Origin of the sequence: Loktanella sp. DSM 29012 (assembly GCF_900110705.1) — a bacterium.
GTDB classification, from domain to species: domain Bacteria; phylum Pseudomonadota; class Alphaproteobacteria; order Rhodobacterales; family Rhodobacteraceae; genus Loktanella; species Loktanella gaetbuli.
Genome location: NZ_FOEJ01000001.1, coordinates 232,778 through 254,257 on the forward strand (window position 1 = coordinate 232,778; position 21,480 = coordinate 254,257).

General features: G+C 60.5%; 20 protein-coding genes. 7 read left to right on the plus strand and 13 right to left on the minus strand.

Translation table 11 applies throughout. The features are described from left to right. Window positions 1-25: 25 nt before the first annotated feature. Genes BMX27_RS01155 through BMX27_RS01165 form a run of 3 tightly spaced genes read right to left on the minus strand, consistent with a single transcriptional unit; the run spans window position 26 to window position 2,749 of the window. Window positions 26-1,171: a CCA tRNA nucleotidyltransferase gene (locus BMX27_RS01155; RefSeq protein WP_090158090.1), complete on the minus strand. Its 1,146-nt coding sequence runs from the start codon at window positions 1,169-1,171 to the stop codon at window positions 26-28. After that, window positions 1,168-1,764, minus strand: a complete 597-nt coding sequence (locus BMX27_RS01160; protein ID WP_090158091.1) for a CoA pyrophosphatase — start codon at window positions 1,762-1,764, stop codon at window positions 1,168-1,170. The genes BMX27_RS01155 and BMX27_RS01160 overlap by 4 nt, the downstream gene beginning before the upstream one ends. After that, complete coding sequence (locus BMX27_RS01165) at window positions 1,751-2,749, minus strand: Hsp33 family molecular chaperone HslO (RefSeq protein WP_090158092.1); 999 nt, start codon at window positions 2,747-2,749, stop codon at window positions 1,751-1,753. The genes BMX27_RS01160 and BMX27_RS01165 overlap by 14 nt, the downstream gene beginning before the upstream one ends. 76 nt (window positions 2,750-2,825) lie before the next feature. Here BMX27_RS01165 and BMX27_RS01170 point away from each other — a divergent pair, with 76 nt between their 5' ends. Both BMX27_RS01170 and BMX27_RS01175 read left to right on the plus strand, forming a co-directional pair. Continuing rightward, window positions 2,826-3,260: an NUDIX hydrolase gene (locus BMX27_RS01170; protein ID WP_090158093.1), complete on the plus strand. Its 435-nt coding sequence runs from the start codon at window positions 2,826-2,828 to the stop codon at window positions 3,258-3,260. Between the two features lie 82 nt (window positions 3,261-3,342). Beyond that, window positions 3,343-4,563 carry an argininosuccinate synthase gene (locus tag BMX27_RS01175; RefSeq protein ID WP_090158094.1) on the plus strand — a complete coding sequence of 407 codons (1,221 nt, stop codon included), beginning with the start codon at window positions 3,343-3,345 and terminating at the stop codon, window positions 4,561-4,563. Between the two features lie 197 nt (window positions 4,564-4,760). Here BMX27_RS01175 and BMX27_RS01180 read toward each other — a convergent pair whose 3' ends face one another. After that, window positions 4,761-5,459 carry a sulfotransferase-like domain-containing protein gene (locus tag BMX27_RS01180; protein WP_090158095.1) on the minus strand — a complete coding sequence of 233 codons (699 nt, stop codon included), beginning with the start codon at window positions 5,457-5,459 and terminating at the stop codon, window positions 4,761-4,763. Beyond that, window positions 5,456-6,358 (minus strand): D-amino acid aminotransferase, encoded by a 903-nt coding sequence (locus tag BMX27_RS01185; protein ID WP_090158096.1) that lies wholly within the window; start codon window positions 6,356-6,358, stop codon window positions 5,456-5,458. Before BMX27_RS01185 ends, BMX27_RS01180 begins: the two co-directional genes overlap by 4 nt. Window positions 6,359-6,493: 135 nt before the next feature. Here BMX27_RS01185 and msrA point away from each other — a divergent pair, with 135 nt between their 5' ends. Further along, entirely contained in the window at window positions 6,494-7,129 is a 636-nt protein-coding gene (gene msrA / locus BMX27_RS01190) for a peptide-methionine (S)-S-oxide reductase MsrA (protein WP_090158097.1), read from the plus strand. Here msrA and BMX27_RS01195 read toward each other — a convergent pair. Further along, window positions 7,126-8,001: a ribokinase gene (locus BMX27_RS01195; protein WP_090158098.1), complete on the minus strand. Its 876-nt coding sequence runs from the start codon at window positions 7,999-8,001 to the stop codon at window positions 7,126-7,128. The two genes, msrA and BMX27_RS01195, sit on opposite strands and share 4 nt — an antisense overlap. 1 nt (window position 8,002) lies before the next feature. Next, entirely contained in the window at window positions 8,003-10,252 is a 2,250-nt protein-coding gene (locus tag BMX27_RS01200; RefSeq protein WP_090158099.1) for an NADP-dependent malic enzyme, read from the minus strand. Between the two features lie 116 nt (window positions 10,253-10,368). Here BMX27_RS01200 and mutS point away from each other — a divergent pair, with 116 nt between their 5' ends. Further along, window positions 10,369-13,008 carry a DNA mismatch repair protein MutS gene (gene mutS, locus BMX27_RS01205; protein WP_256212348.1) on the plus strand — a complete coding sequence of 880 codons (2,640 nt, stop codon included), beginning with the start codon at window positions 10,369-10,371 and terminating at the stop codon, window positions 13,006-13,008. 95 nt (window positions 13,009-13,103) lie between these two features. On the opposite strand, the gene BMX27_RS01210 is transcribed toward mutS, so the two are convergent. Next, window positions 13,104-13,655, minus strand: a complete 552-nt coding sequence (locus tag BMX27_RS01210) for a nucleotide exchange factor GrpE (protein WP_090158100.1) — start codon at window positions 13,653-13,655, stop codon at window positions 13,104-13,106. Window positions 13,656-13,665: 10 nt separating this feature from the next. Next, window positions 13,666-14,724 (minus strand): heat-inducible transcriptional repressor HrcA, encoded by a 1,059-nt coding sequence (gene hrcA, locus BMX27_RS01215; protein WP_090158101.1) that lies wholly within the window; start codon window positions 14,722-14,724, stop codon window positions 13,666-13,668. A gap of 117 nt (window positions 14,725-14,841) precedes the next feature. On the opposite strand from hrcA, the gene rph reads away from it, so the two are divergent. Genes rph through hemW form a run of 3 tightly spaced genes read left to right on the plus strand, consistent with a single transcriptional unit; the run spans window position 14,842 to window position 17,304 of the window. Then, window positions 14,842-15,549 (plus strand): ribonuclease PH, encoded by a 708-nt coding sequence (gene rph, locus BMX27_RS01220; RefSeq protein WP_090158102.1) that lies wholly within the window; start codon window positions 14,842-14,844, stop codon window positions 15,547-15,549. Next, window positions 15,546-16,154: an RdgB/HAM1 family non-canonical purine NTP pyrophosphatase gene (gene rdgB, locus BMX27_RS01225; protein ID WP_090158103.1), complete on the plus strand. Its 609-nt coding sequence runs from the start codon at window positions 15,546-15,548 to the stop codon at window positions 16,152-16,154. Before rph ends, rdgB begins: the two co-directional genes overlap by 4 nt. Continuing rightward, the gene (hemW, locus tag BMX27_RS01230) at window positions 16,147-17,304 is read left to right on the plus strand and encodes a radical SAM family heme chaperone HemW (RefSeq protein WP_090158104.1); all 1,158 of its coding nucleotides are present in this window, start codon (window positions 16,147-16,149) and stop codon (window positions 17,302-17,304) included. Before rdgB ends, hemW begins: the two co-directional genes overlap by 8 nt. On the opposite strand, the gene BMX27_RS01235 is transcribed toward hemW, so the two are convergent. Genes BMX27_RS01235 through mnmG form a run of 4 tightly spaced genes read right to left on the minus strand, consistent with a single transcriptional unit; the run spans window position 17,301 to window position 21,480 of the window. Beyond that, a complete protein-coding gene (locus BMX27_RS01235) occupies window positions 17,301-18,188 on the minus strand; it encodes a ParB/RepB/Spo0J family partition protein (protein ID WP_090158105.1) in 888 nt (295 codons plus the stop codon). The genes hemW and BMX27_RS01235 overlap by 4 nt on opposite strands. Continuing rightward, the gene (locus BMX27_RS01240; RefSeq protein WP_090158106.1) at window positions 18,188-19,006 is read right to left on the minus strand and encodes a ParA family protein; all 819 of its coding nucleotides are present in this window, start codon (window positions 19,004-19,006) and stop codon (window positions 18,188-18,190) included. Before BMX27_RS01240 ends, BMX27_RS01235 begins: the two co-directional genes overlap by 1 nt. Beyond that, window positions 18,999-19,619, minus strand: a complete 621-nt coding sequence (gene rsmG, locus BMX27_RS01245; protein ID WP_090158107.1) for a 16S rRNA (guanine(527)-N(7))-methyltransferase RsmG — start codon at window positions 19,617-19,619, stop codon at window positions 18,999-19,001. Before rsmG ends, BMX27_RS01240 begins: the two co-directional genes overlap by 8 nt. Beyond that, window positions 19,609-21,480 (minus strand): tRNA uridine-5-carboxymethylaminomethyl(34) synthesis enzyme MnmG, encoded by a 1,872-nt coding sequence (gene mnmG / locus BMX27_RS01250; RefSeq protein ID WP_090158108.1) that lies wholly within the window; start codon window positions 21,478-21,480, stop codon window positions 19,609-19,611. Before mnmG ends, rsmG begins: the two co-directional genes overlap by 11 nt.

Below are 21,480 nucleotides of genomic sequence, written 5' to 3' on the forward strand. Positions count from 1 at the left end.
GGTGTCTGCCCCTTTGTCCGGGGTTTCAAGTGGCGCCGCGTAGCAGGTCGTCACGTGAAAGTGTGAAACCGGACGCGATCCAGCGTGATTCGGCCTGTTTCAGGGCCTGTCCCAACGCAGGCCCCTGCACGGCAGGCATGAAATCTGCGGCACTGACCGGCAGGGTCTGATCTGCAGCAAAACGGGCGCTTTGCACCGCATTGGGGTCGATTTCCTGACCCATGGTCGCGGCAAGGATCGCCAGTTTGTCGATCGCGATAGCCGCGCCGTGTCGATATCCCATTTCCGCCGGGCTTGCCTGGTCAGCGCGCAGCGTGTCGATCATCGCGGCCTGTGCCTTGCTCAGCCGTAGCCGGTCCAGCGATCCCCCCAGCGCCGCGAGGCGTCGCATTGGATCGGGTGCCAGACCCGCGCGTTGTTCCACATGCACCAGCACGGTCAACACATCGGCAGCGGCCCCGGTCAACACCCGCATCAGCGCGCCACAGGCGGCCATGCTGGCGACAGCGGGTGCCGGATCGGGCGCTGCCAGCAGCTTGAGCAGTTCTTGCGTGACCCGTTCCGCGGACAGGCCATCCAGCCCGTCGGCATTCATCGCGCAGGCCGCCAGACCGTCGGCGTCAATGCCCAGCGCCGGGTCGCCATACCAGGCGAAGAACCGGAAAAACCGCATGATACGCAGATAATCCTCGCGGATGCGCAGCACAGGATCACCGACGAACCGCACCCGCCCGGCTAGGGCATCCGGCACACCCCCCAACGGATCGGCGATGCTGCCGTCCGCGCCTGCATAGAGCGCATTCATCGTGAAATCCCGGCGGCGGGCATCCTGAGCCAGATCATCGGTGTAGGCGACGGTGGCGTGCCGCCCGTCCGTGTCGATGTCGCGGCGAAACGTCGTGATCTCGTAGGGTGCGCCATCCGCAATCACCGTGACGGTGCCGTGGTCGATCCCGGTCGGCACGACCTTTAGCCCCGCTGCCTGCGCCAGCGCCATCACCCGGTCAGGCCGGGCATCCGTCGTCAGATCCAGATCACTGACCGGTGCGCCGATCAACGCGTTGCGCACGCAACCGCCGACAAACCACGCCTGATGGCCTGCCTCTGTCAGCATGGTGCAGACCGCAACCGATGCGGGCGTCGTCAGCCAGGGGGCATCCAACCGGGTCATACTGCCATCCGGTCAGCCAGCGTGCGCAGGATCCGGCCCGTGGCACCCCAGATGTAATAGGGGCCATAGGGAACGGTATAGTAATGCCGCCTGCTGCCTTGCCAACGGCGGCTTTGGATCAGGAAACGGGCGGGGTCGGATACATGGGCCAATGGCACCTCGAACACTTCGGATACTTCGCCCGCCTCCGGACGCGGGGTGAAATCCCTGTCGATCATCCCGATTACAGGGGTCATGTCAAAACCGGTCACCGTCTCGTGGCTGGGCAAGGCACCCAGCACACGCACCGCAGACCGGGGCAAACCGACCTCTTCCTCTGCCTCGCGCAGGGCGGCGGCGATTGCGTCAGCGTCGCCTGCATCCAGCTTGCCACCCGGAAAGGCAATCTGCCCCGGATGGTGGCGCAAGGCAGCGGACCGTTTCGTAAGGATCACAGTCCCACGGGCCGGCCGCACGGCGATCAGCACGGCTGCCGGTCGCAATGTGCGGCCTGCCGGTCGCATCACGTCGGGGTTCAGGTCATAATCAGTGGATGGCCGGCCCGGACGGGCCAGCGCACCCAGCAGACGGGATTCCAGATCAGGCGTCGCCATCGGTTTTTTCGGCCTCGAACCCCAGCGTATCAGGCTGGAATTCGTAATGCGCGCCGCAAAACTGGCAATCGGCGGTGACGATGCCTTCGTCGGTGGTCATCGTGCCGATGTCCTTGGCCGAATAGATCGACAGGCTTTGACGGACGCGATCAGCCGAACAGGTGCAACCAAAGGTGATGGGCTGGGCGTCATAGACGCGCGGTGCCTCTTCGTGAAACAGACGCACCAGCAGGTCCGTGGGCGCAACCGATGGCCCGATCAGTTCCAGATCGTCCACCGTATCCAGCAGCAGGTTCGCGCGGCGCCAGTTTTCGCCCTCATCATCCGTCAGAATATCCTCTGCGGCCAGCAAACCACCCTCGCCGCTGCCGCCTTCACCGCTGGCAAAGGGGGACGCCTTGGGCATGTGTTGCAGCATGACGCCACCGGCACGCCAGCGCGCGCCCTGGCCTGCGTTCTGGTTCAGGCCGAACGATAGCGAGAACCGCGTCGGAATCTGTTCGGACTGAGCAAAGTAAGTCTCGGCGCAGGCGGACAGGCTACTGCCGGTCAGGGGCGTGATCCCCTGATAGGGCGCCATGCCGCTGCCCTGGTCGATCAGAATGGCGAAATAACCGTCGCCAACCTGTGAAAACGGGTCCGCGCCCGCATCCAGCAGATCGGCGTCATATCCGGCGTAGGCCCGCATCCGGGCCGGTTCGCCGTCCTCGGTCGGGCCATAGTAATCCGTGGCGATCAGGCGCGCGGCACCCGATGACCGCACCTGTAGCGACAGCTTCCATTCCAGTTTCATGGTCTGGCCGATCAACGCGGTCAGCAGGGCCATTTCGGCAACCAGTGCCTCGATGACCGGAGGATAGTCATGCTGTTTCAGGACCGCATCCAGAACACCGTCCAGGCGCGCAACGCGGCCCCGGATGTCGGACGCATCCAGCGTGAATGGCAGAACGGTGTCGTCCCAGGCGATCTGAGAGCCTAAGGTCATGGGCTTTCCTAACTTGTGCGGAATTTGCATATCGGGTCCATATAGTCACGGCAAGCAATGGTCCAAGGGGGCGACGATGATCCGCAGATACGGGACACCCCCGAAACATGACGTGCGCTATGGTTTGCGCCCCGGTGCCTATGTGATTTTGCCGCGTGACGGGATGCTGTTGCTGACATGGCAGGGCGATCCGCACAACGAACTACAGCTGCCCGGCGGCGGCATTGATCCCGGTGAAACCCCCATTCAGGCGCTGCACCGCGAGGTGTTCGAGGAAACCGGTTGGCGCATCGCCAAACCCCGCCGTCTGGGGGCATTTCGCAGGTTCACCTGGATGCCCGAATACAAACGCCACGCGGAAAAGCTGTGTCATATCTACGTGGCGCGCCCCACCCTGCGGATCCGCAACCCGGTGGAACCCAACCACACCGCCGTCTGGGTCAGCCCCACCGATGCGCTGGGGATGCTGGCAAATGACGGCGATGCCGCGTTTTTGCGGGGTGTCATCTGACCGACAACGGCGCAAACCTTGCCCCGCATCACAAATCGCAGTATCGCGCTGGACCAACGCTCACGTTGCAAAGGCCCTTACCATGACCGCGCCCAAGAAAGTCGTCCTCGCCTATTCCGGCGGTCTGGACACATCGATCATCCTCAAATGGCTCAAAACCGAATACGGCTGCGAGGTCGTGACCTTTACCGCTGATCTTGGTCAGGGTGAGGAACTGGAACCCGCTCGCAAGAAGGCCGAGGATATGGGTGCCTCCAGCATCTATATCGAGGACCTGCGCGAGGAATTCGTGCGCGATTTCGTGTTCCCGATGTTCCGCGCCAATGCCGAATACGAGGGGCTGTATCTGTTGGGCACATCCATCGCGCGCCCGCTGATTTCCAAGCGTCTGGTCGAGATTGCAGCGGCAGAAGGTGCCGATGCCGTCGCCCACGGTGCAACCGGCAAGGGCAACGATCAGGTCCGGTTCGAAATCGCGGCCTACGCCCTGAACCCCGATATCAAGGTCATCGCCCCCTGGCGCGAATGGGACCTGACCAGCCGCACCAAGCTGCTTGAATTTGCCGAGCAACACCAGATTCCCGTCGCCAAGGACAAGCGCGGCGAGGCACCGTTCAGCGTCGACGCCAACCTGCTGCACACCTCGTCCGAGGGCAAAGTGCTGGAGGACCCGGCGATCGAGGCCCCCGATTACGTCTATCAGCGCACCGTCGCACCAGAGGACGCCCCCGACACGCCCGAAATGGTGGAAATCACCTTTGAGCGTGGCGATGCGGTTGCGATCAACGGCGAGGCAATGTCGCCAGCCACAATCCTGACCAAGCTGAACGAATTGGGTGGCAAGCACGGCGTGGGTCGCCTTGACCTCGTGGAAAACCGGTTCGTGGGCATGAAATCGCGCGGCATCTACGAAACCCCCGGCGGCACCATCCTGCTGGAGGCCCACCGCGGCATCGAGCAGATCACGCTGGACAGCGGTTCCGGCCACCTCAAGGACAGCATCATGCCCCGCTACGCAGAGCTGATCTACAACGGCTTCTGGTTCTCGCCAGAGCGGGAAATGCTGCAAGCGCTGATCGACAAGAGCCAGGAGCACGTACAGGGCACCGTCCGCGTGAAACTGTACAAGGGTTCGGTCAACACCGTCGCCCGCTGGTCCGATGCCTCGCTTTATTCAGAGGCGCACGTCACGTTCGAAGACGACGCCGGTGCCTATGACCAGACCGACGCGCAGGGTTTCATCCAGCTGAACGCGCTGCGCCTGAAACTGCTCGCCGCACGCGCACGGCGGTTGAAGAAGTAGAACGAAACAACCCGCCCCGGTTTGCACCGGGGCGGGTTTAACAAATCACTCGTTAACGCCGGGCCTGGCGATACTGGTTAAAACAATACTCACTATCCTGCCCGGATATCTGAAACATTTCAGGTCGCGTGCAATCTTGGCGACCATTCGTGAATAGCCACGAGGCGCATCCGGGCAAAGTTTCAGGGGCAGACGAATTATTTCAGCCGACAGGAAAACAGCCTGTCGTAATGCGACATCGCGCGCGCGGCGAGGGCTGCTGCCTCGCCCGTCAGGTCCGGCAAGGCCTGCTCTGCCGCAGCGAACCCCGTGCTGGCATGAACCGCACCATACCAATGCGGGGCCCACGCCCCATCGTCAGGATGGCCGCCTGCGGGCCAGGACAGCATCGCAGGATCAAAATCCATACCGATCGCGTCACACAATTTGCGCAACATGGATTCGGGATCTGCCCGGATATCGGCGCTGTCGATAATGATCCCGCCAATCCGGTCGAACAAGGCCGTCTGCGCGGCAAACCCGATATCGTCATCCGTGACGCTGTCGCGTTTTGCGCCGTAGCTGGCGACGACCCGCGCGGGATGCCGGATCAGGTGAATATTCACGCAATCCGACACCCAGTCCAAAGGCATCCCGTCCATGTGATGCGGCATGTGTTTCATGTAGAAATGGGGCTTGTTATCGGGGATCGGCCCGGCGCAGCGCGCAGCAACACGGGCCGGATCGGTTTCATGCGCCGCCAGAATGGCATCGCGCATCGGATGGTCCGCACCCGTCCGCGCAAGGTAGGGCGCGTAGAATGGTTCATCCCAGACCGCGAAATCCGGCCGGGCACCAAAGCTGTACATCATTGCCGTCGACAGGTTGCGCGGCCCGGACCACATCGCGATTTTCATGCCGCCTCCACCAATGCCTTGTACAACCCCCTGATCCTTGTGGTCACCGGACCCAGCTGCCCGCTGCCGATCGCCCGCCCGTCGATCGTGCCAACGGGCGTCTGCGCACCAAAGGTACCCGTCAGGAACGCCTCGTCCGCGCCATAGGTATCAACCAGCGAATAATTGCGTTCAAACACCGGAATGCCATCCGCCCGGCAAACGTCGATCACCTTTTGCCGGGTGATGCCGTTCATGCAGTAATCACCGGTGCTGGTCCAAACCGCCCCCTTGCGCACGATAAAGAAATTGCAGGCGTTGGTCGTATTCACGAAACCATGCACATCCAGCATCAGCGCCTCGTCCGCGCCCGCCTTTTGTGCAGCGATACAGGCGAGGATGCAGTTCAGTTTGGAATGACTGTTCAGCTTGGGGTCTTGGGTCATCGGCAGACCGCGTTGGTGCGGCACCGTCGCCAGATTGATCGGGCGCGGAATGGACGGTTTGGAATGTTCCATGATGATGACCATGGTCGGGCCCGACTGCGACAGCGACGGGTGCTGGAACGGGCGCACCTTGACCCCGCGCGTGATCATCAGACGTGCGTGCGCATCGGTGGTCATGTCGTTGGCGCGGCGCGTGTCCTCGAGCGCGGCAATCACGCCTGCCCGGTCCAGCCCGATGTCCAGATCAATCGCCTTTGCGGCCTCGAACAGACGGTCCATATGATCGTCCAGAAAGGCCCAGCGCCCGTCATACAGGCGCAGACCTTCCCAGATGCCGTCACCCAGCATGAAACCGCTGTCATAGACGCTGACCGTGGCCTCGGCCTTGGGTCTCAGATGGCCATCGACCCAGATCAGAATGTCATTGTTGCGCAAATCCTCTGCGGATTGATGGGTCGATACCTCGGGGGGCATTGAAAATCCTTCCAGTTTTCCGCGACGCTAGGCCGATCTTTCACACGGGTAAAGACCGCGTGAGGACGCCGCGACAGCATTGCGCAGACGCTGTGCGCCGTTGCACGGTCAGGCGACTTTGCGAGGGGGAAAGTAATGTTCAAACGTCTGATCACCGCCGTGATCTGTGCACTGGGTCTGACGACCGGGGCACAGGCACAGGCGACGCAGACCGCCATCGTTGCGGGTGGCTGTTTCTGGTGTGTCGAGGCTGATTTCGAAAAGGTGCGCGGTGTCGGCGATGTCGTGTCAGGCTACACCGGCGGCACCACGGCGAACCCGACCTATAATGCTGTCGTGCGTGGCGGGACCGGCCACTACGAAGCGGTCTTTATCCCGTTCGACCCGAACGTGATCAGCTACCGCGAGATCATCGACCTGTTCTTGCGCAGCATCGACCCACTGGATGCCGGCGGACAGTTCTGCGACCGTGGCAACAGCTATCGCAGCGCGATCTTTGCGCTGAACCAGCAACAGGCAAACGAGGCGACGGCAGCGATCAATGCAGCCCAGCGCCAGCTGCGCCGACAGATCGTCACGCCGGTTCTGCCCGCCAGCACTTTTTATCGCGCCGAAGCTTACCATCAGAACTACTACAAAAGCGAAGGTCTGAAGGTCACGCGCGGCGGCGTGAAAACCAAGATGGGGGCCTATGAATACTATCGCCGGGGCTGCGGCCGCGATGCCCGCGTGGCGCAAATCTGGGGCGCGGATGCGCCCTTTGTCCACTAGCTGCCGTCGAGCATCATGTCCTGGACCTCCTTGAGGTCCGGGATCACGTCCGCGGTGCCATGGCGTTGCACCATCAGCGCACCGGCCCGCATCGCGACGCCGATGGCCTGCGCCATGGGCTGCCCGCGATCCAGCCCGGCCAGTGTGTAGCCGGTAAACGTGTCGCCGGCCCCAGTGGTATCAACCGGTTCGACCGGGATCGCGTCAAAATGCTGTTTGCCTGCGCGACTGTACCAATCGGCCCCGTCTGCCCCAAGGGTAACGATCACGTCGGCCACGCCCAGCGCATCCGGCGTCAGGCCCGTCGCATCCTGTAGCTGCTGCGCCTCGACCGCGTTCAGAAACAACAAATCCAGCGCCGGCAGAACCGCCTGCACGCGGTCCGCATCAAAGGGTGCGGCGGCGTAGGCGATGCGCAACCCCATCTTGCGCCCCAGTTCGGCGGCGGTGCGTTGCAGGTTGGTTTCGTTCTGGATCAGCAGCCAATCGCCGGTTTCGGCCTCGGACAGGGCTTCTTGCAGGATGGACTGCGGGATGACCTCGTTGGCACCGGGGGACAGGACGATCATGTTTTCACCCTGAAGATCGACAACGATCAGCGCCTGCGTGGTATCCGCATCGACCCGCGCGATGAACCGCGTGTCGACCCCGTATTCCATCAGCCTGTCGACGCACCATTCACCATCGTCACCGACAGCGCCGATGTGATGCACGGTGGCACCCGCACGGGCACCGGCGACGGACATGTTGGTGCCCTTGCCGCCCAGAAACAGCGCATGATCGGTGGCAGACAGGGTTTCGCCCGCCTGTGGAATATGCGGCACGGCATAGACGTGATCCGCGTTGATTGATCCCAGGTTCCAAATAGCCATGTCAGGCAATCTTTCCGGCGGCGATCACCGCCATGTTCAAAATGTCATTGACCGAAGACACGGTGGAACAGATCTGCACGGGTTTTCCAACCCCCGACAGGATCGGGCCGATGACTGTCGCGCCACCCATCTCTTGCATCAGCTTGACGCTGATCGAGGCGGAATGCCGCGCGGGCACCACCAGCACATTGGCTGGCCCCGTCAGACGGCTGAACGGATAGGCCGCTGCCGCAAGCGGGTTCAGCGCCACATCGACCGTCATTTCGCCTTCGTATTCGAAATCGACACCGCGACGGTCCAGCACCTCGGGGGCGCGATGCATCTTGTCCGCGCGTTCCGATTTCGGATAGCCAAAGGTCGAAAAGCTGCAAAACGCGACACGCGGTTCCAGACCAAAGCCGCGCGCAACCTGTGCGGCACGGGTGGCGATATCGGCCAGATCCTCTTCGTCCGGCCATTCCTGCACCAGCGTATCGGCAATCAGCACGATCCGGCCCCGGTTCAGCAGGGCCGTCACGCCGACAGCACCATCCTGCGGTTTCGCGTCAAAGACATGGCCGATCAGTTCCAGCACCTGCGCGGATTTGCGCGTGGCCCCCGTGACCATCCCATCCGCGTGCCCATGCGCCAGCATCAGCGCGGCAAAGACATGCCGGTCACGCGCGGCCAGCCGGTGCACGTCCTGACGGTCATGGCCCTGACGTTGCAGGCGGGCGTAGAGAAACGATTTGTAGGTTTCCAGGTGTTCCGTGTTCGCCGCATTGACGATCGTCAGCTCGCCAATGGCGTCATCCAGCTTTTCGGCACGTAACAGCGCCTCGACATCGCGTGTGCGCCCCACGACCAGCGCACGGCCCAGCCCCTGCCGCTGATAGGCGATGGCCGCACGGATGACGCGCGGGTCGTCGCCTTCGGCAAAGACCAGCGTCGATTGGGCGCTGCGCGCACGCGCATGGAGCCCGCGCAGAATGTTCGCCGTCGGGTCCATCCGTGCGGTCAACGTCGCGACATAGCTGTCCATGTCGATGATCGGGCGGCGTGCAACACCGGTATCCATGCCAGCCTTGGCAACAGCCGGGGGGATACGACTGATCAGACGCGGATCAAACGGCGTGGGGATGATGTAATCGCGGCCAAAGTTCAGTTTGCGCCCATAGGCAGCCGTCACCTCGTCCGGCACGTCCTCTCGGGCCATTTGCGCCAGCGCATGGGCGCAGGCGATTTTCATCTCGTCGTTGATCGCGCGAGCGTGAATATCCAGCGCGCCGCGGAACAGGTAGGGAAAGCACAGCACGTTGTTGATCTGGTTGGGATAATCGCTGCGGCCCGTGGCCACGATCGCATCATCGCGAACGGCGTGCGCCTCTTCTGGCGTGATCTCGGGGTCAGGGTTCGCCATGGCAAAGATTACCGGGTTCGGCGCCATGCTTTCGACCATGTCCTGCGTCACTGCCCCCTTGGCCGAAACGCCCAAAAACACGTCGGCACCCTTCATCGCGTCCGTCAGGGTCCTTGCGTCCGTGGTCGCGGCATGGGCCGATTTCCACTGATTCATGCCTTCGGTCCGGCCCTGATAGATCACGCCTTTGGTGTCGCACATGATGCAATTGTTGTGCTGCGCGCCCATCGCCTTGAGCAATTCAAGGCAGGCAATCCCCGCCGCCCCCGCACCGTTCAATACGATGCGCACATCCTCGATCTTTTTGCCGGACAAATGCAGCGCATTGAGCAAACCCGCCGCACAGATCACCGCTGTGCCGTGCTGGTCGTCGTGGAAAACGGGGATATCCATTTCCTCTTTCAGACGCTGTTCGATGATGAAACATTCCGGTGCCTTGATATCCTCGAGGTTGATCCCCCCGAAACTGGGCCCCATCAGCCGGACCGCATTGCAGAACGCATCCGCGTCCTCTGTATCCAGTTCCAGATCGATGGAATTGACGTCGGCGAACCGTTTGAACAGGACGGATTTACCCTCCATCACCGGCTTTGACGCAAGCGCGCCCAGGTTCCCCAGCCCCAGCACAGCCGTGCCGTTGGAAATGACCGCGACCAGATTGCCCTTGTTGGTGTAATCATAGGCCAGCGCCGGATTGGCATGGATCTCCTCGCAGGGGATGGCCACACCCGGGGAATAGGCCAGCGACAGATCGCGCTGCGTGGTCATTGGGACCGTCGCGTTGATTTCCCATTTGCCCGGTGCGGGTTGCAGGTGGAACGCCAGCGCGTCTTCTCTTGTTACTTTGGCCATGAATATCCCCTCCGGTCAGGCGGCCACGTTAGACAGGCCCGCGAATTGGCTCAACCGCTGCTTTCATGGTCCGGCGCGCAATGTTAGGGTTTAACGCTACCAGCGCCGAGGGTTCGATGTCCGACACAATTACGCCGATGATGGCGCAATACCTGGAACTGAAGGATCAGTATCAGGACGCGATCCTGTTCTACCGGATGGGCGATTTCTACGAGATGTTCTTTGACGACGCGGTGCAGGCCGCTGCGGCACTGGACATTGCCCTGACGAAACGTGGCAAACACGACGGGGCCGATATCCCGATGTGCGGCGTGCCTGTGCATTCCGCCGAAAGCTATCTGCTGACCCTGATCCGCAAGGGATTCCGCGTCGCCGTCTGCGAACAAATGGAAAGCCCCGCAGAAGCGAAAAAGCGCGGGTCGAAGTCCGTGGTAAAACGCGACGTGGTGCGATTGGTCACCCCCGGCACATTGACCGAGGATAGCCTGCTGGACGCCCGGCGGCACAACTATCTGGCCGCGATCGCACAGGTGCGCGACGACACCGCGATGGCATGGGTCGATATCTCGACCGGCGTGCTGCGGGTGATGACCTGCCCGGTGGTGGCGCTCGCCCCCGAACTCGCGCGGCTCGCCGCCAAGGAAGTGCTGATCGCGGACGGGACAGAGGACAGCTTTCGATCCCTGATCGAGGACGCAGGCGCCAGCCTGACAACACTGGGCCGCGCGGCATTCGACAGCACCAGCGGTGAAAAACGGTTGTGCGACTTGTTTCGGGTCGGGTCACTGGATGCGTTCGGTGCATTCACACGGGCCGAGGTCGCGGCCCTCGCAGGTGTCACGGAATACCTCGACATCACGCAAAAGGGACAGCTTCCCCTGCTACGCCCGCCGGTGCAGGAAAACCGCGCCGCCAGCATGCAGATCGACGCTGCAACGCGCCGTTCACTGGAACTGACCCACGCGCTGTCAGGCGGTCGTGCTGGATCGCTGCTGGATGCCATCGACCAGACCGTAACGGCGGCCGGCGCGCGCCTGCTGGAACGGCGCCTGTCTGCGCCATCCCGACGATTGGACGTGATCACCGCACGTCAGGATGCCGTGGCGGCCTTGGTCGATGATCCTGCCCTGACCGAGGATATCCGCGATCATCTGCGCGGGACCCATGATCTTGACCGCGCACTGTCACGCCTCGCACTGGATCGTGGCGGCCCCCGCGACATGGCTGCGATCCGCAACACGATCGAAGGCGCGCGGCGGCTGGAACAGACACTGAACAAGGCAGAATTGCCAAATCTGCTGGCCGAAGCTCAGTCAGGTCTGACCGGACATGATGCCATTCATGCCCTGCTGGATGCAGCCCTCGTCGCGGACCCACCGCTTTTGGCGCGGGACGGTGGTTTCATCGCGCCCGGCTATGACGCCAATCTGGACGAAGCGCGCAAACTGCGTGACGAAGGTCGCAGTGTCATCGCCGCCATGCAGGCGGAATTCATCGCAACAACGGGCATCAACGCACTGAAAATCAAGCATAACAACGTGCTTGGATATTTTATCGAGGTGACTACCACGCACGCCGACCGCATGATGACGCCTCCCTTGTCGGACACGTTCATTCACCGTCAGACCACCGCCAATCAGGTTCGGTTTACAACCATCGCACTGAACGAAATCGAGAGCCGCATCCTCAACGCCGGATCAGAGGCGCTTGAAATTGAAAAAAGGCTCTATGCGAGCCTTTCAGAGTCTATTCTCGCCGAACAAGCGCACCTTGGGCAGTTGTCACGCGCGCTGGCGGAATGTGATCTTGCGGCAGGTCTTGCCCATCTTGCGCGTCGCGAGGCGTGGGTCAGACCGGACATCGATGACAGTCGTGCCTTTACCATCGAGGGTGGCCGCCATCCGGTTGTCGAGGCCGCACTCATGCGCGCAGGCCAACCATTTGTGGCCAACGGCTGCGATCTGACAGATACGCCGATCTGGCTGCTGACCGGGCCGAACATGGCCGGTAAATCGACATTCCTGCGCCAGAACGCATTGATCGCCATACTGGGTCAGATGGGGGCGTTCGTGCCAGCCACCAGCGCGCAGATCGGCATCGTAAGCCAGATCTTCAGCCGGGTCGGTGCCTCTGATGATTTGGCCCGTGGACGGTCAACCTTCATGGTGGAAATGGTGGAAACCGCCGCGATCCTGAATCAGGCTGACGACCGGGCGCTGGTCATCCTCGACGAGATCGGCCGCGGCACGGCGACCTACGACGGTCTGTCCATTGCCTGGGCCACGCTGGAACACCTGCATGACGTCAACCGCTGCCGCGCCCTGTTCGCCACCCACTACCACGAGATGAGCAGCCTGTCCGCGAAACTGGCAGGGGTCGACAACGCGACCGTCAGCGTCAAGGAATGGGACGGCGACGTGATCTTCCTGCACGAGGTGAAAAAAGGCACGGCCGACCGCAGTTACGGCGTTCAGGTCGCACGGCTGGCCGGGTTGCCGCCTGCCGTCGTCGCCCGCGCCAAGGTCGTGCTAGAGGCACTGGAAAAAGGCGAACGCGAAGGTGGTGGCGCGCGCAAGGCCGTCATCGACGACCTGCCATTGTTCGCCGCCATCCCGCCTGCCCCCACACCCGCACGCCCGGCAACATCGCAGGTCGAAGACCGCTTGCGCGCGATTCTGCCTGATGAGCTGACGGCACGGGACGCACTGGCCCTGATCTACGACCTCAAGACCATGTTGACGCCCGACGCGGATTGACCCGCGCCTGCATCATCTTGCCAAAAATACTCGGGGGTCCGGGGGCAAAGTCCCCGGTCGGTCGGCCCGGCCGTCAGGCCGGGTCGAAACAGGCGTCAGCCTGCCGTGTTCGACGAAACACCCACCTGTGCGGGACGCAGCAGGCGGTCGTGCAGCATGAATCCTTCGGTGGAGACGTCGATGATGTCGCCGGCCTTTGTGCCAGGCAACGGTGCCTCGAACATCGCCTGATGCACATTCGGGTCGAACTTGTCACCGACTTCTGGCGTGATCGGGTCGATGCCGTGTTTCTTGAAGACTGAAATCAATTCGCGCATCGTCAACTCGACGCCTTCCAGCAGGGCTGCATTCACCGCCTTGTCGGTGTCTGCGGTGGATTTCAGCGCACGGCGCAGGTTGTCGTATACCGGCAGCAGGTCGCGGGCCAGTTTCGACCCACCATAATTTTCGGCCTCGCGACGATCACGATCGGCGCGTTTGCGGGTATTCTCGGCATCTGCCAGCGCGCGCATCCACTTGTCGCGGAAATCGTCGCGCTCTGCCTCGATGTCAGCGATCCGGGCAAGCGTTTCTTCGCCTTGCGCGTCCAGCTCATCGCCCTCTGCTGCAAGCTCATCCAGGCTCATCGGTTCGTCTTGGTCGGCCATATCATTTCCTTCAGGAGCGGTCGGCGATCATCTGTCCGACACGCTGTGCGGTGTAGTTCACAATGGGCACGATGCGCCCGTAATTCAGTCGCGTTGGACCAATGACGCCAACGGCGCCAATGATCTTACGGTCGGCGTTCATATACGGTGAAACGACCAAAGAGGAACCCGAAAGCGAAAAAAGTTTGTTCTCGGAACCGATAAAGATCCGGACGCCGTCGCCCTGATCCGCCAGTTCCAGGAACTGGGCGATATCACGTTTGCGTTCCAGATCGTCGAACAGGCTGCGGATGCGGTCAATGTCGTCCGTATCCTCACCCAACAGGTTCCCGCGCCCCCGCACGATCAACCTTTCGTTCGATTCGCCTTCGTTTTCCCACAGCACGGCACCAGATTGCACCAGCTCTGCCGCCAACCTGTCGATTTCCTGCCGGCGGGCCTTGATCTCGCGCTCGATGACGGCCCCCAGCGTCGAAAGTGTCTGGCCCTCGGCGATGGCGTTCAGAAAATTGGCAGCCTCGCGCATGGAGGACGGAGTCTGACCCGGAGGCGGTGTGAACAGGCGGTTTTCGACATGTCCATCGGCGAACACCAGCACAACCAGTGCGCGGGTCGCAGAAAGCGAGACGAATTCGATATGCTTGATGGGGGCTTCGTGTTTCGGGGTCAGCACCAGGCTTGCGACCTGTGTCACGCCCGACAGGGCCGACCCGACGCGGTCGAGGACCGATCCGACATCGGTATCACGGTCCGTCAACGTCTGGTCGATCAGATCGCGATCCGAACCGTTGAGTTCGTTCACCTCGAGCAGGCCATCGACAAACATGCGTAGACCCACCTGTGTCGGCACCCGGCCTGCACTGACGTGTGGACTGCCCAGCAGGCCAAGGTATTCCAGATCATTCATCACGTTGCGGATCGTGGCCGCACTGACCTGTTCGGACATGGTCCGCGTCAGCGTCCGTGAACCGACCGGGGCCCCTGTTTCAAGGTAGCCCTCGACAATCCGGCGGAACACCTCGCGCGAGCGGGCGTTCAGATCATCGAATTGCGGTGGTGACTGGGTCATTTTTTTCCGGTTTCAGGCGATTGGGACTTTGGTCAAACGGACGGGTCGCGTCAACGGGACTTGGATTTATCACATGGGGCGCGTATGCCGCTTGCGCAACCAAAAGGAGCTGACATCATGCGCCCATCCGGCCGCGAGACCCACCAAATGCGTGACGTATCCATCGAAACCGGTGTGACCCGCCACGCCGAAGGAAGCTGCATGATCCGCATGGGCGACACGCATGTTCTATGTACTGCCACTGTCGATGAACGTGTACCATCATTTCTGAAAAATTCCGGACTCGGTTGGGTGACAGCCGAATATGGCATGCTGCCACGGGCAACGCATACTCGGATGCGCCGCGAGGCCAAGAACGGCCAATCCGGAAGAACACAGGAAATTCAAAGACTTATCGGACGCAGCCTGCGTGCTGGCGTGGACCGGGTCGCATTGGGCGAACGCCAGATCCAGATTGACTGTGATGTGATCCAGGCCGATGGCGGGACCCGTTGCGCATCGATCACGGGCGGCTGGGTTGCACTAAAACTGGCTGTGAACAAGCTGATGAAGGCAGGCCTGATCACGGCCGATCCGCTGGTCGATCCGGTTGCCGCGATTTCTTGTGGTATCTACGCGGGGCAAGAGGTTCTGGACCTTGATTATCCCGAAGATTCCGAGGCCGGCGTTGACGGAAACTTTATCATGACAGCAGGCAAATTGGTCGAAGTGCAGATGTCCGCCGAAGGTGCGACATTCACCCGCGGCCAGATGGACAAGCTGCTGGACCTGGCCGAGGCCGGGATCACGGACCTGCACCGCATCCAGATGGAGGCTGTCGCTTGAGGCGGTTTGACGGACAACAGCTGGTGATCGCAACGCACAACACGGGCAAGCGGGACGAAATTGCCGACCTGCTGGCGCCTTACGGCGTGACGTTGACCAGCAATGCCGACCACGGACTGCCGGAACCGGAGGAGACCGAGGATAATTTCGTCGGTAACGCCCGGATCAAGGCCCACGCTGCGGCCAAGGCGACGGGGCTGCCAGCGCTGGCCGATGACAGCGGTATCCAGATTGATGCGCTGGATGGTCAGCCCGGCGTCTATACGGCTGACTGGGCCGAAACACCGCAGGGGCGGGATTTCCAGATGGCCATGCGCCGCGCCCATGATGCGCTGGAGGCGGTCAATGCGCCAGAGCCTCGGACCGCAAGGTTTTGCTGCACATTGGTGCTGGCATGGCCTGACGGTCATGACGAAGTCTTTGAGGGCGTGATGGAGGGGCAGATCGTCTGGCCCGGACGCGGCGATCAGGGGCATGGCTATGACCCGATCTTTTTGCCTGCTGGGTATACGCAGACGTTCGGTGAAATGGACCGCTGGGAAAAAAACCGCATCAGCCATCGCGCGGATGCGTTTCAAAAACTGATGGCCGGCTGTTTTGCCTGAAGACTGGCGCCTCGGCGGATTCGGGCTGTATCTGCATTGGCCGTTCTGTCAGGCCAAATGTCCCTATTGCGATTTCAACAGTCATGTCACGGCGAACGTGGATCAGGACCGTTGGGGCCGGGCCTATGTCAGTGAAATTCGGCGGCTTGGGGCCGAAACCGAAGGCCGCGTGTTACAATCCGTTTTCTTTGGTGGTGGCACACCGTCCCTGATGTCGGTTTCACTGGTTGATACGATCATGCGGGAAATCCGCGCGACCTGGCCCATCGCGAATGACATCGAAGTCACGCTGGAGGCGAACCCAACCTCGACCGAGGCGGACCGTTTTCGTGGGTATCGCGACGCTGGTGTGAGCAGGGTTTCCCTCGGCGTCCAGGCGTTGAATGACCACGATCTGCGCAGGCTTGGGCGCATGCACAGCGCCGCAGAGGCCATGACGGCGTTCCATGTCGCGCGTGACACGTTCGAACGAGTCAGCTTTGATCTGATCTATGCCCGGCAGGACCAGACCCTGAACCAATGGAAAACGGAACTGACCACGGCATTGGACATGGCTGTCGATCATCTGTCCCTCTATCAATTGACGATCGAGGACGGCACTGTTTTCGGGCAGCGCGATGCGCTGGGGCAGTTGAAGGGACTACCGGACGACGATCTGGGGGCGGACATGTATTTTGCGACACAGGAAATCTGTGCCGCTGCAGGGTTCGTCGGCTATGAGACGTCAAACCACGCCCGGCCGGGCGCAGAAAGCACGCACAACCGGATCTATTGGCAGTCGGGCGATTATGTCGGGATCGGGCCCGGTGCGCAGGGCCGACTGACACGTGATGGGCACCGATGGGGCACGGCGACACCGCTTGCCCCCGGAGCCTGGCTGAACCAGGTCGAAAAAGAGGGCCACGGCGAAGACCCACGCGAACAGATCAGCCGCGCTGACGCACTGACTGAATTGCTGTTGATGGGGCTTCGGTTGGCAGATGGCCTGGATCGTGATCGACTGGCCGCCGCAGGCTATCAAAACGGCAATGCACAAGAGAGAGAGCTGGCCGCGCTGGACCTGATCGCAAAAGACCCCGCACGGTTGCGGGTCACACCCGCAGGACGCCCGGTGTTGAACGGTGTCCTGCGGGCGCTATTGGCAGATTAGCTGCCCGCCAGTTGCCGCATGAGATCATCCAACTGGTTCAGATCGCGGTAACGGATCGTCATTTTACCGCTTTCCTGCCCGGCATCCTGATCAATGTTCACCTGCATGTTAATGGCAGCCGACAGTTCTCTTTCGAGTGCGACAGTATCGGCGTCCTTTCGGGATTTCTGACGTGGCCGCGCGGCCTTTTCGTCAGTCTCCGGTTTCTTGCTCAGCCGCTCTGCATCCCGGACAGACAAACCCTTGGAAATGATCTGCCGCGCGAGGTCTGTCGCCTTGGGGTGACCAACCAATGTCCGTGCATGGCCAGCCGTCAGTTTGCCAGACCCAAGCCAATCCAGAACATCGTCCGGCAACGACAGGAGCCGCATCTGATTTGCGATGTGGCTGCGGCTCTTGCCCAAGGCGGAGGCAAGCTGTTCCTGCGTGTGCCCGAACCGGTTCATCAGCTGCCGGTAACCGGCCGCCTCATCGACCGGATTCAGATCAGCACGCTGAATGTTTTCGATGATCGCGATCTCAAGAACTTCGGTATCGTTGAATTCACGGATCAGAACCGGGATGTCGTGGCGGTTAGCCATCTGGGATGCGCGCCAACGGCGTTCACCGGCGACGATCTGGTATTGATCCGTCGTGCCAGGTTGAATGCGCACGATCAAAGGCTGGATAACGCCTTTTTCCTTAATAGATTCAGATAGTTCCGCGAGCGCGTTATCGTCGAAGGTGCGCCGGGGCTGATCAGGATTGGGGTGAACGCTCTCGATCGGGACATAGAGGTCCGGACGCGGGGCAGCCCGTTCCGTATCGGACTGAACTGGCTGAACATCCGCCATCAATGCAGAAAGACCGCGGCCCAAACCACGGGTTTTCGGGGGTTGGGACATCAGCTGACCTTTCTGAGTTGCGATTTGGTTTGTGACAAAACCTCGGCTGCCAGTTCGCGGTAGGCTTGGCTACCTGCGGATTGGCTGTCGTAGGAAAGTGCGGGCATCGCAAATGAGGGTGCCTCGCTCAGGCGCACATTACGTGGAATCACGGTCTCGAACACCAAGCCACCCAAATTGTCGCGCGCATCCGCCTCGACCTGTTGCGACAGGTTGTTGCGGCGGTCGTACATCGTCAAAACGACGCCTTCGATCCGCAACGCCTTGTTTGCGGATTGGCGGACTTCGCGGATGGTCAGCATGAGCTGCGACAGGCCCTCAAGCGCGAAAAATTCGCTTTGCAATGGCACGATTACCGAATGTGCGGCAACCATGGCATTCACTGTCAGGATATTCAGTGACGGCGGGCAATCAATCAGCACGAAATCAAAGCCCATCGCGTCCATCGGCAGCTGTCGCAGCGCATCAAATAACAGAAAGCTGCGTTTTTCGTTTGAAATGAGTTCGATATCGGCGGAACTCAGGTCAGTTGTCGCGGGGATGATCGACAGATTTTTGACCGTCGTCGCTTGAATCGCTTGATCTGGCAGGGCGTCGCCCAAAATGAAATCATAGGTCGTCACCTGACGCGCGTAGGGCGACACACCCAAACCCGTGGACGCATTGCCCTGCGGGTCAAGGTCGATCAACAGCACCTTCTGCCCTACTTCTGCCAAGGCCGCACCAAGATTGATCGTCGTGGTCGTCTTGCCAACGCCGCCTTTTTGGTTTGCGACGGCAATGATCTTTGCGCTTTTGCCGGGAATTGCATCAGGCACGGGAAATGTCCTTTATGACAAGTATTTGCGCAGCCGGGTCGGTCTGACTGACAGTGGCATCACAGGAAAATTGCCACGATTTACGCGCTGCCGCAACTTCAGCTTGGGCTGACTGCCCTTTTGGAAAAATTGCGACGCCAGACGGCTCTAGCAACTGCGCGGCAAACCCCAGCAAATCAGTCAATGGTGCAAGCGCACGCGCCGTAACGCATTTCGCCCTGACAGCTGTCGTATCGGTGATCCGCTCTGCAAAAACATCGACATTGAGGTCAAAGGTGCGTGCAGCTGTCCGCAAAAACGCAGCCTTGCGCTGATCGCTTTCGATCAGCTGAATGCGCATTGCCGGTCGTTGTGTCTTGGCTGCGATAGCAATGACGACGCCTGGAAATCCACCGCCACTGCCGATGTCTGTGAGGGTATCGCAGTGCTCGGGAACATGGGGCAACAATTGCAGGCTATCCTGAATATGCCGGGTCCAGATGTCCGATACTTGTGAACGCGCGACCAGATTGATCTTGGCGTTCCATTTTAACAACAATGCGCTGAACTGCTCGAGGGTGAGCAGTGTTTCACGTGAAACATCTGATGAAAGTGCACGGCGTTCAACTGACACGCCGTACCTCTTCCCTGCGCAACGCGCCACGGATCAGCAGCATCGCTGCAGGTGTCATACCTTCTAGGACCAAGCATTCATGAAGGTTTTGCGGTTGTGCCCTCGCCAATTTCAGTTTCAATTCATTCGAGAGGCCAGCCAGCCCTTGAAAAGAAAAACCGGCGGGAATGACTGTCGCTTCTGCTTCTTTCAAAGCGTCAATGTCACGTTGTTGACGTTTTGCATAAGGCGCGTAAAGGGCGTCATTCCGGACCTGCTGACCGATTTCATCGGGTATCTGATCAAGAGAAGCATCAAGCGATTTGACCTTTGGAAAATCGCAGTCCGCAAGACCCAGCGCCTCGTGTGCGGTTCGCGCAGGACCGTCCGCTGCGACATTTACCCCCTGCCCTGCCAATTCCCGCGCCGAGACCTTGACCGAGGTCAGCACGTTCAATGCTGTTTCAATCTGATCAAGTTTTTTGGAAAATCTGTCCCAACGCCGATCATCAACGAGGGAAAGCATGCGCCCAGTCGGCGTCAATCGACGGTCTGCATTATCTGCACGCAACAGCAGCCGAAATTCTGCCCGCGACGTGAACATCCGATAGGGTTCCGTGACACCCTTGGTGATCAGATCATCAATCATGACGCCAATATAGGAATCACTACGACTGAAACTGAACCCATCCAGACCTTGTGCCTGCCGGGCAGCGTTCAAGCCAGCGACAAGCCCCTGTGCGGCGGCCTCTTCGTATCCGGTTGTGCCGTTGATCTGTCCTGCAAGATACAGGCCGGGGCATGCCTTCAGAGCCAGCGCACTTGAAAGGCTTTGGGGATCCACAAAATCATATTCAATCGCGTAGCCAGGTTGCAGGATCTCTGCATTTTCCAGCCCAGCGATCGAGTGAACATAATCGGCCTGAACATCCTCCGGCAATGAAGTACTGATGCCGTTGGGATAGACCACGTCCGACGTAAGTCCTTCAGGTTCTAAAAAGATTTGATGCGAATCCTTCTCGGCGAAACGCACGACCTTGTCCTCGATCGACGGGCAATAACGGGGTCCAACACCGTCGATGTGACCACCGTACATCGCTGAACGTCCGATATTCTTGCGGATAATATCGTGCGTCGCCGCATTGGTATGCGTGATCCCGCAGGCAACCTGCTGAACTGACAAATGGTCACTCAGAAATGAAAACAACGACGGAACATCGTCCGCATGTTGCTGTTCTAGTTGATCCCACTTGATGGATGATGATTTCAGCCGGGGTGGCGTACCAGTCTTGAGTCGCCCGATTGGCAAATCAAGCGATCGCAATTGTTCGGACATCCGCATGGATGCGGCATCGCCCATCCGCCCACTCGGATAGGACGTGTCACCAATATGGATGAGCCCCCCGAGGAACGTGCCCGTGGTCAAAACAACAGCGGACGCTAGAACCGTGCTATCATCAGCCAACATCACTCCGGCGGTGCGTCCGCCATCCATAACCAAGGACGCGACCTCGGCTTCAATCACCTGAAGCCCTTGCTGCGATGTCATGATCCGTTGCATGGCACGTCGATACAGGACACGGTCCGATTGCGTACGCGGTCCCTGAACAGCCGGCCCCTTCGTACGATTCAGCAGTCGGAATTGGATCCCGGATTCGTCGGCAGCAAGACCCATTGCACCGCCAAGTGCGTCGATCTCTCGTACCAGATGGCCTTTACCCAGACCACCGATCGCCGGGTTGCACGACATCACACCAATATCAGACATTTTCATAGTAATCAACGCAGTCGAAGCACCCGCCCTCGCAGATGCAAGAGCAGCTTCACAGCCGGCATGACCACCACCGACCACAACAACATCAAAATGTTTCACGTGAAACAT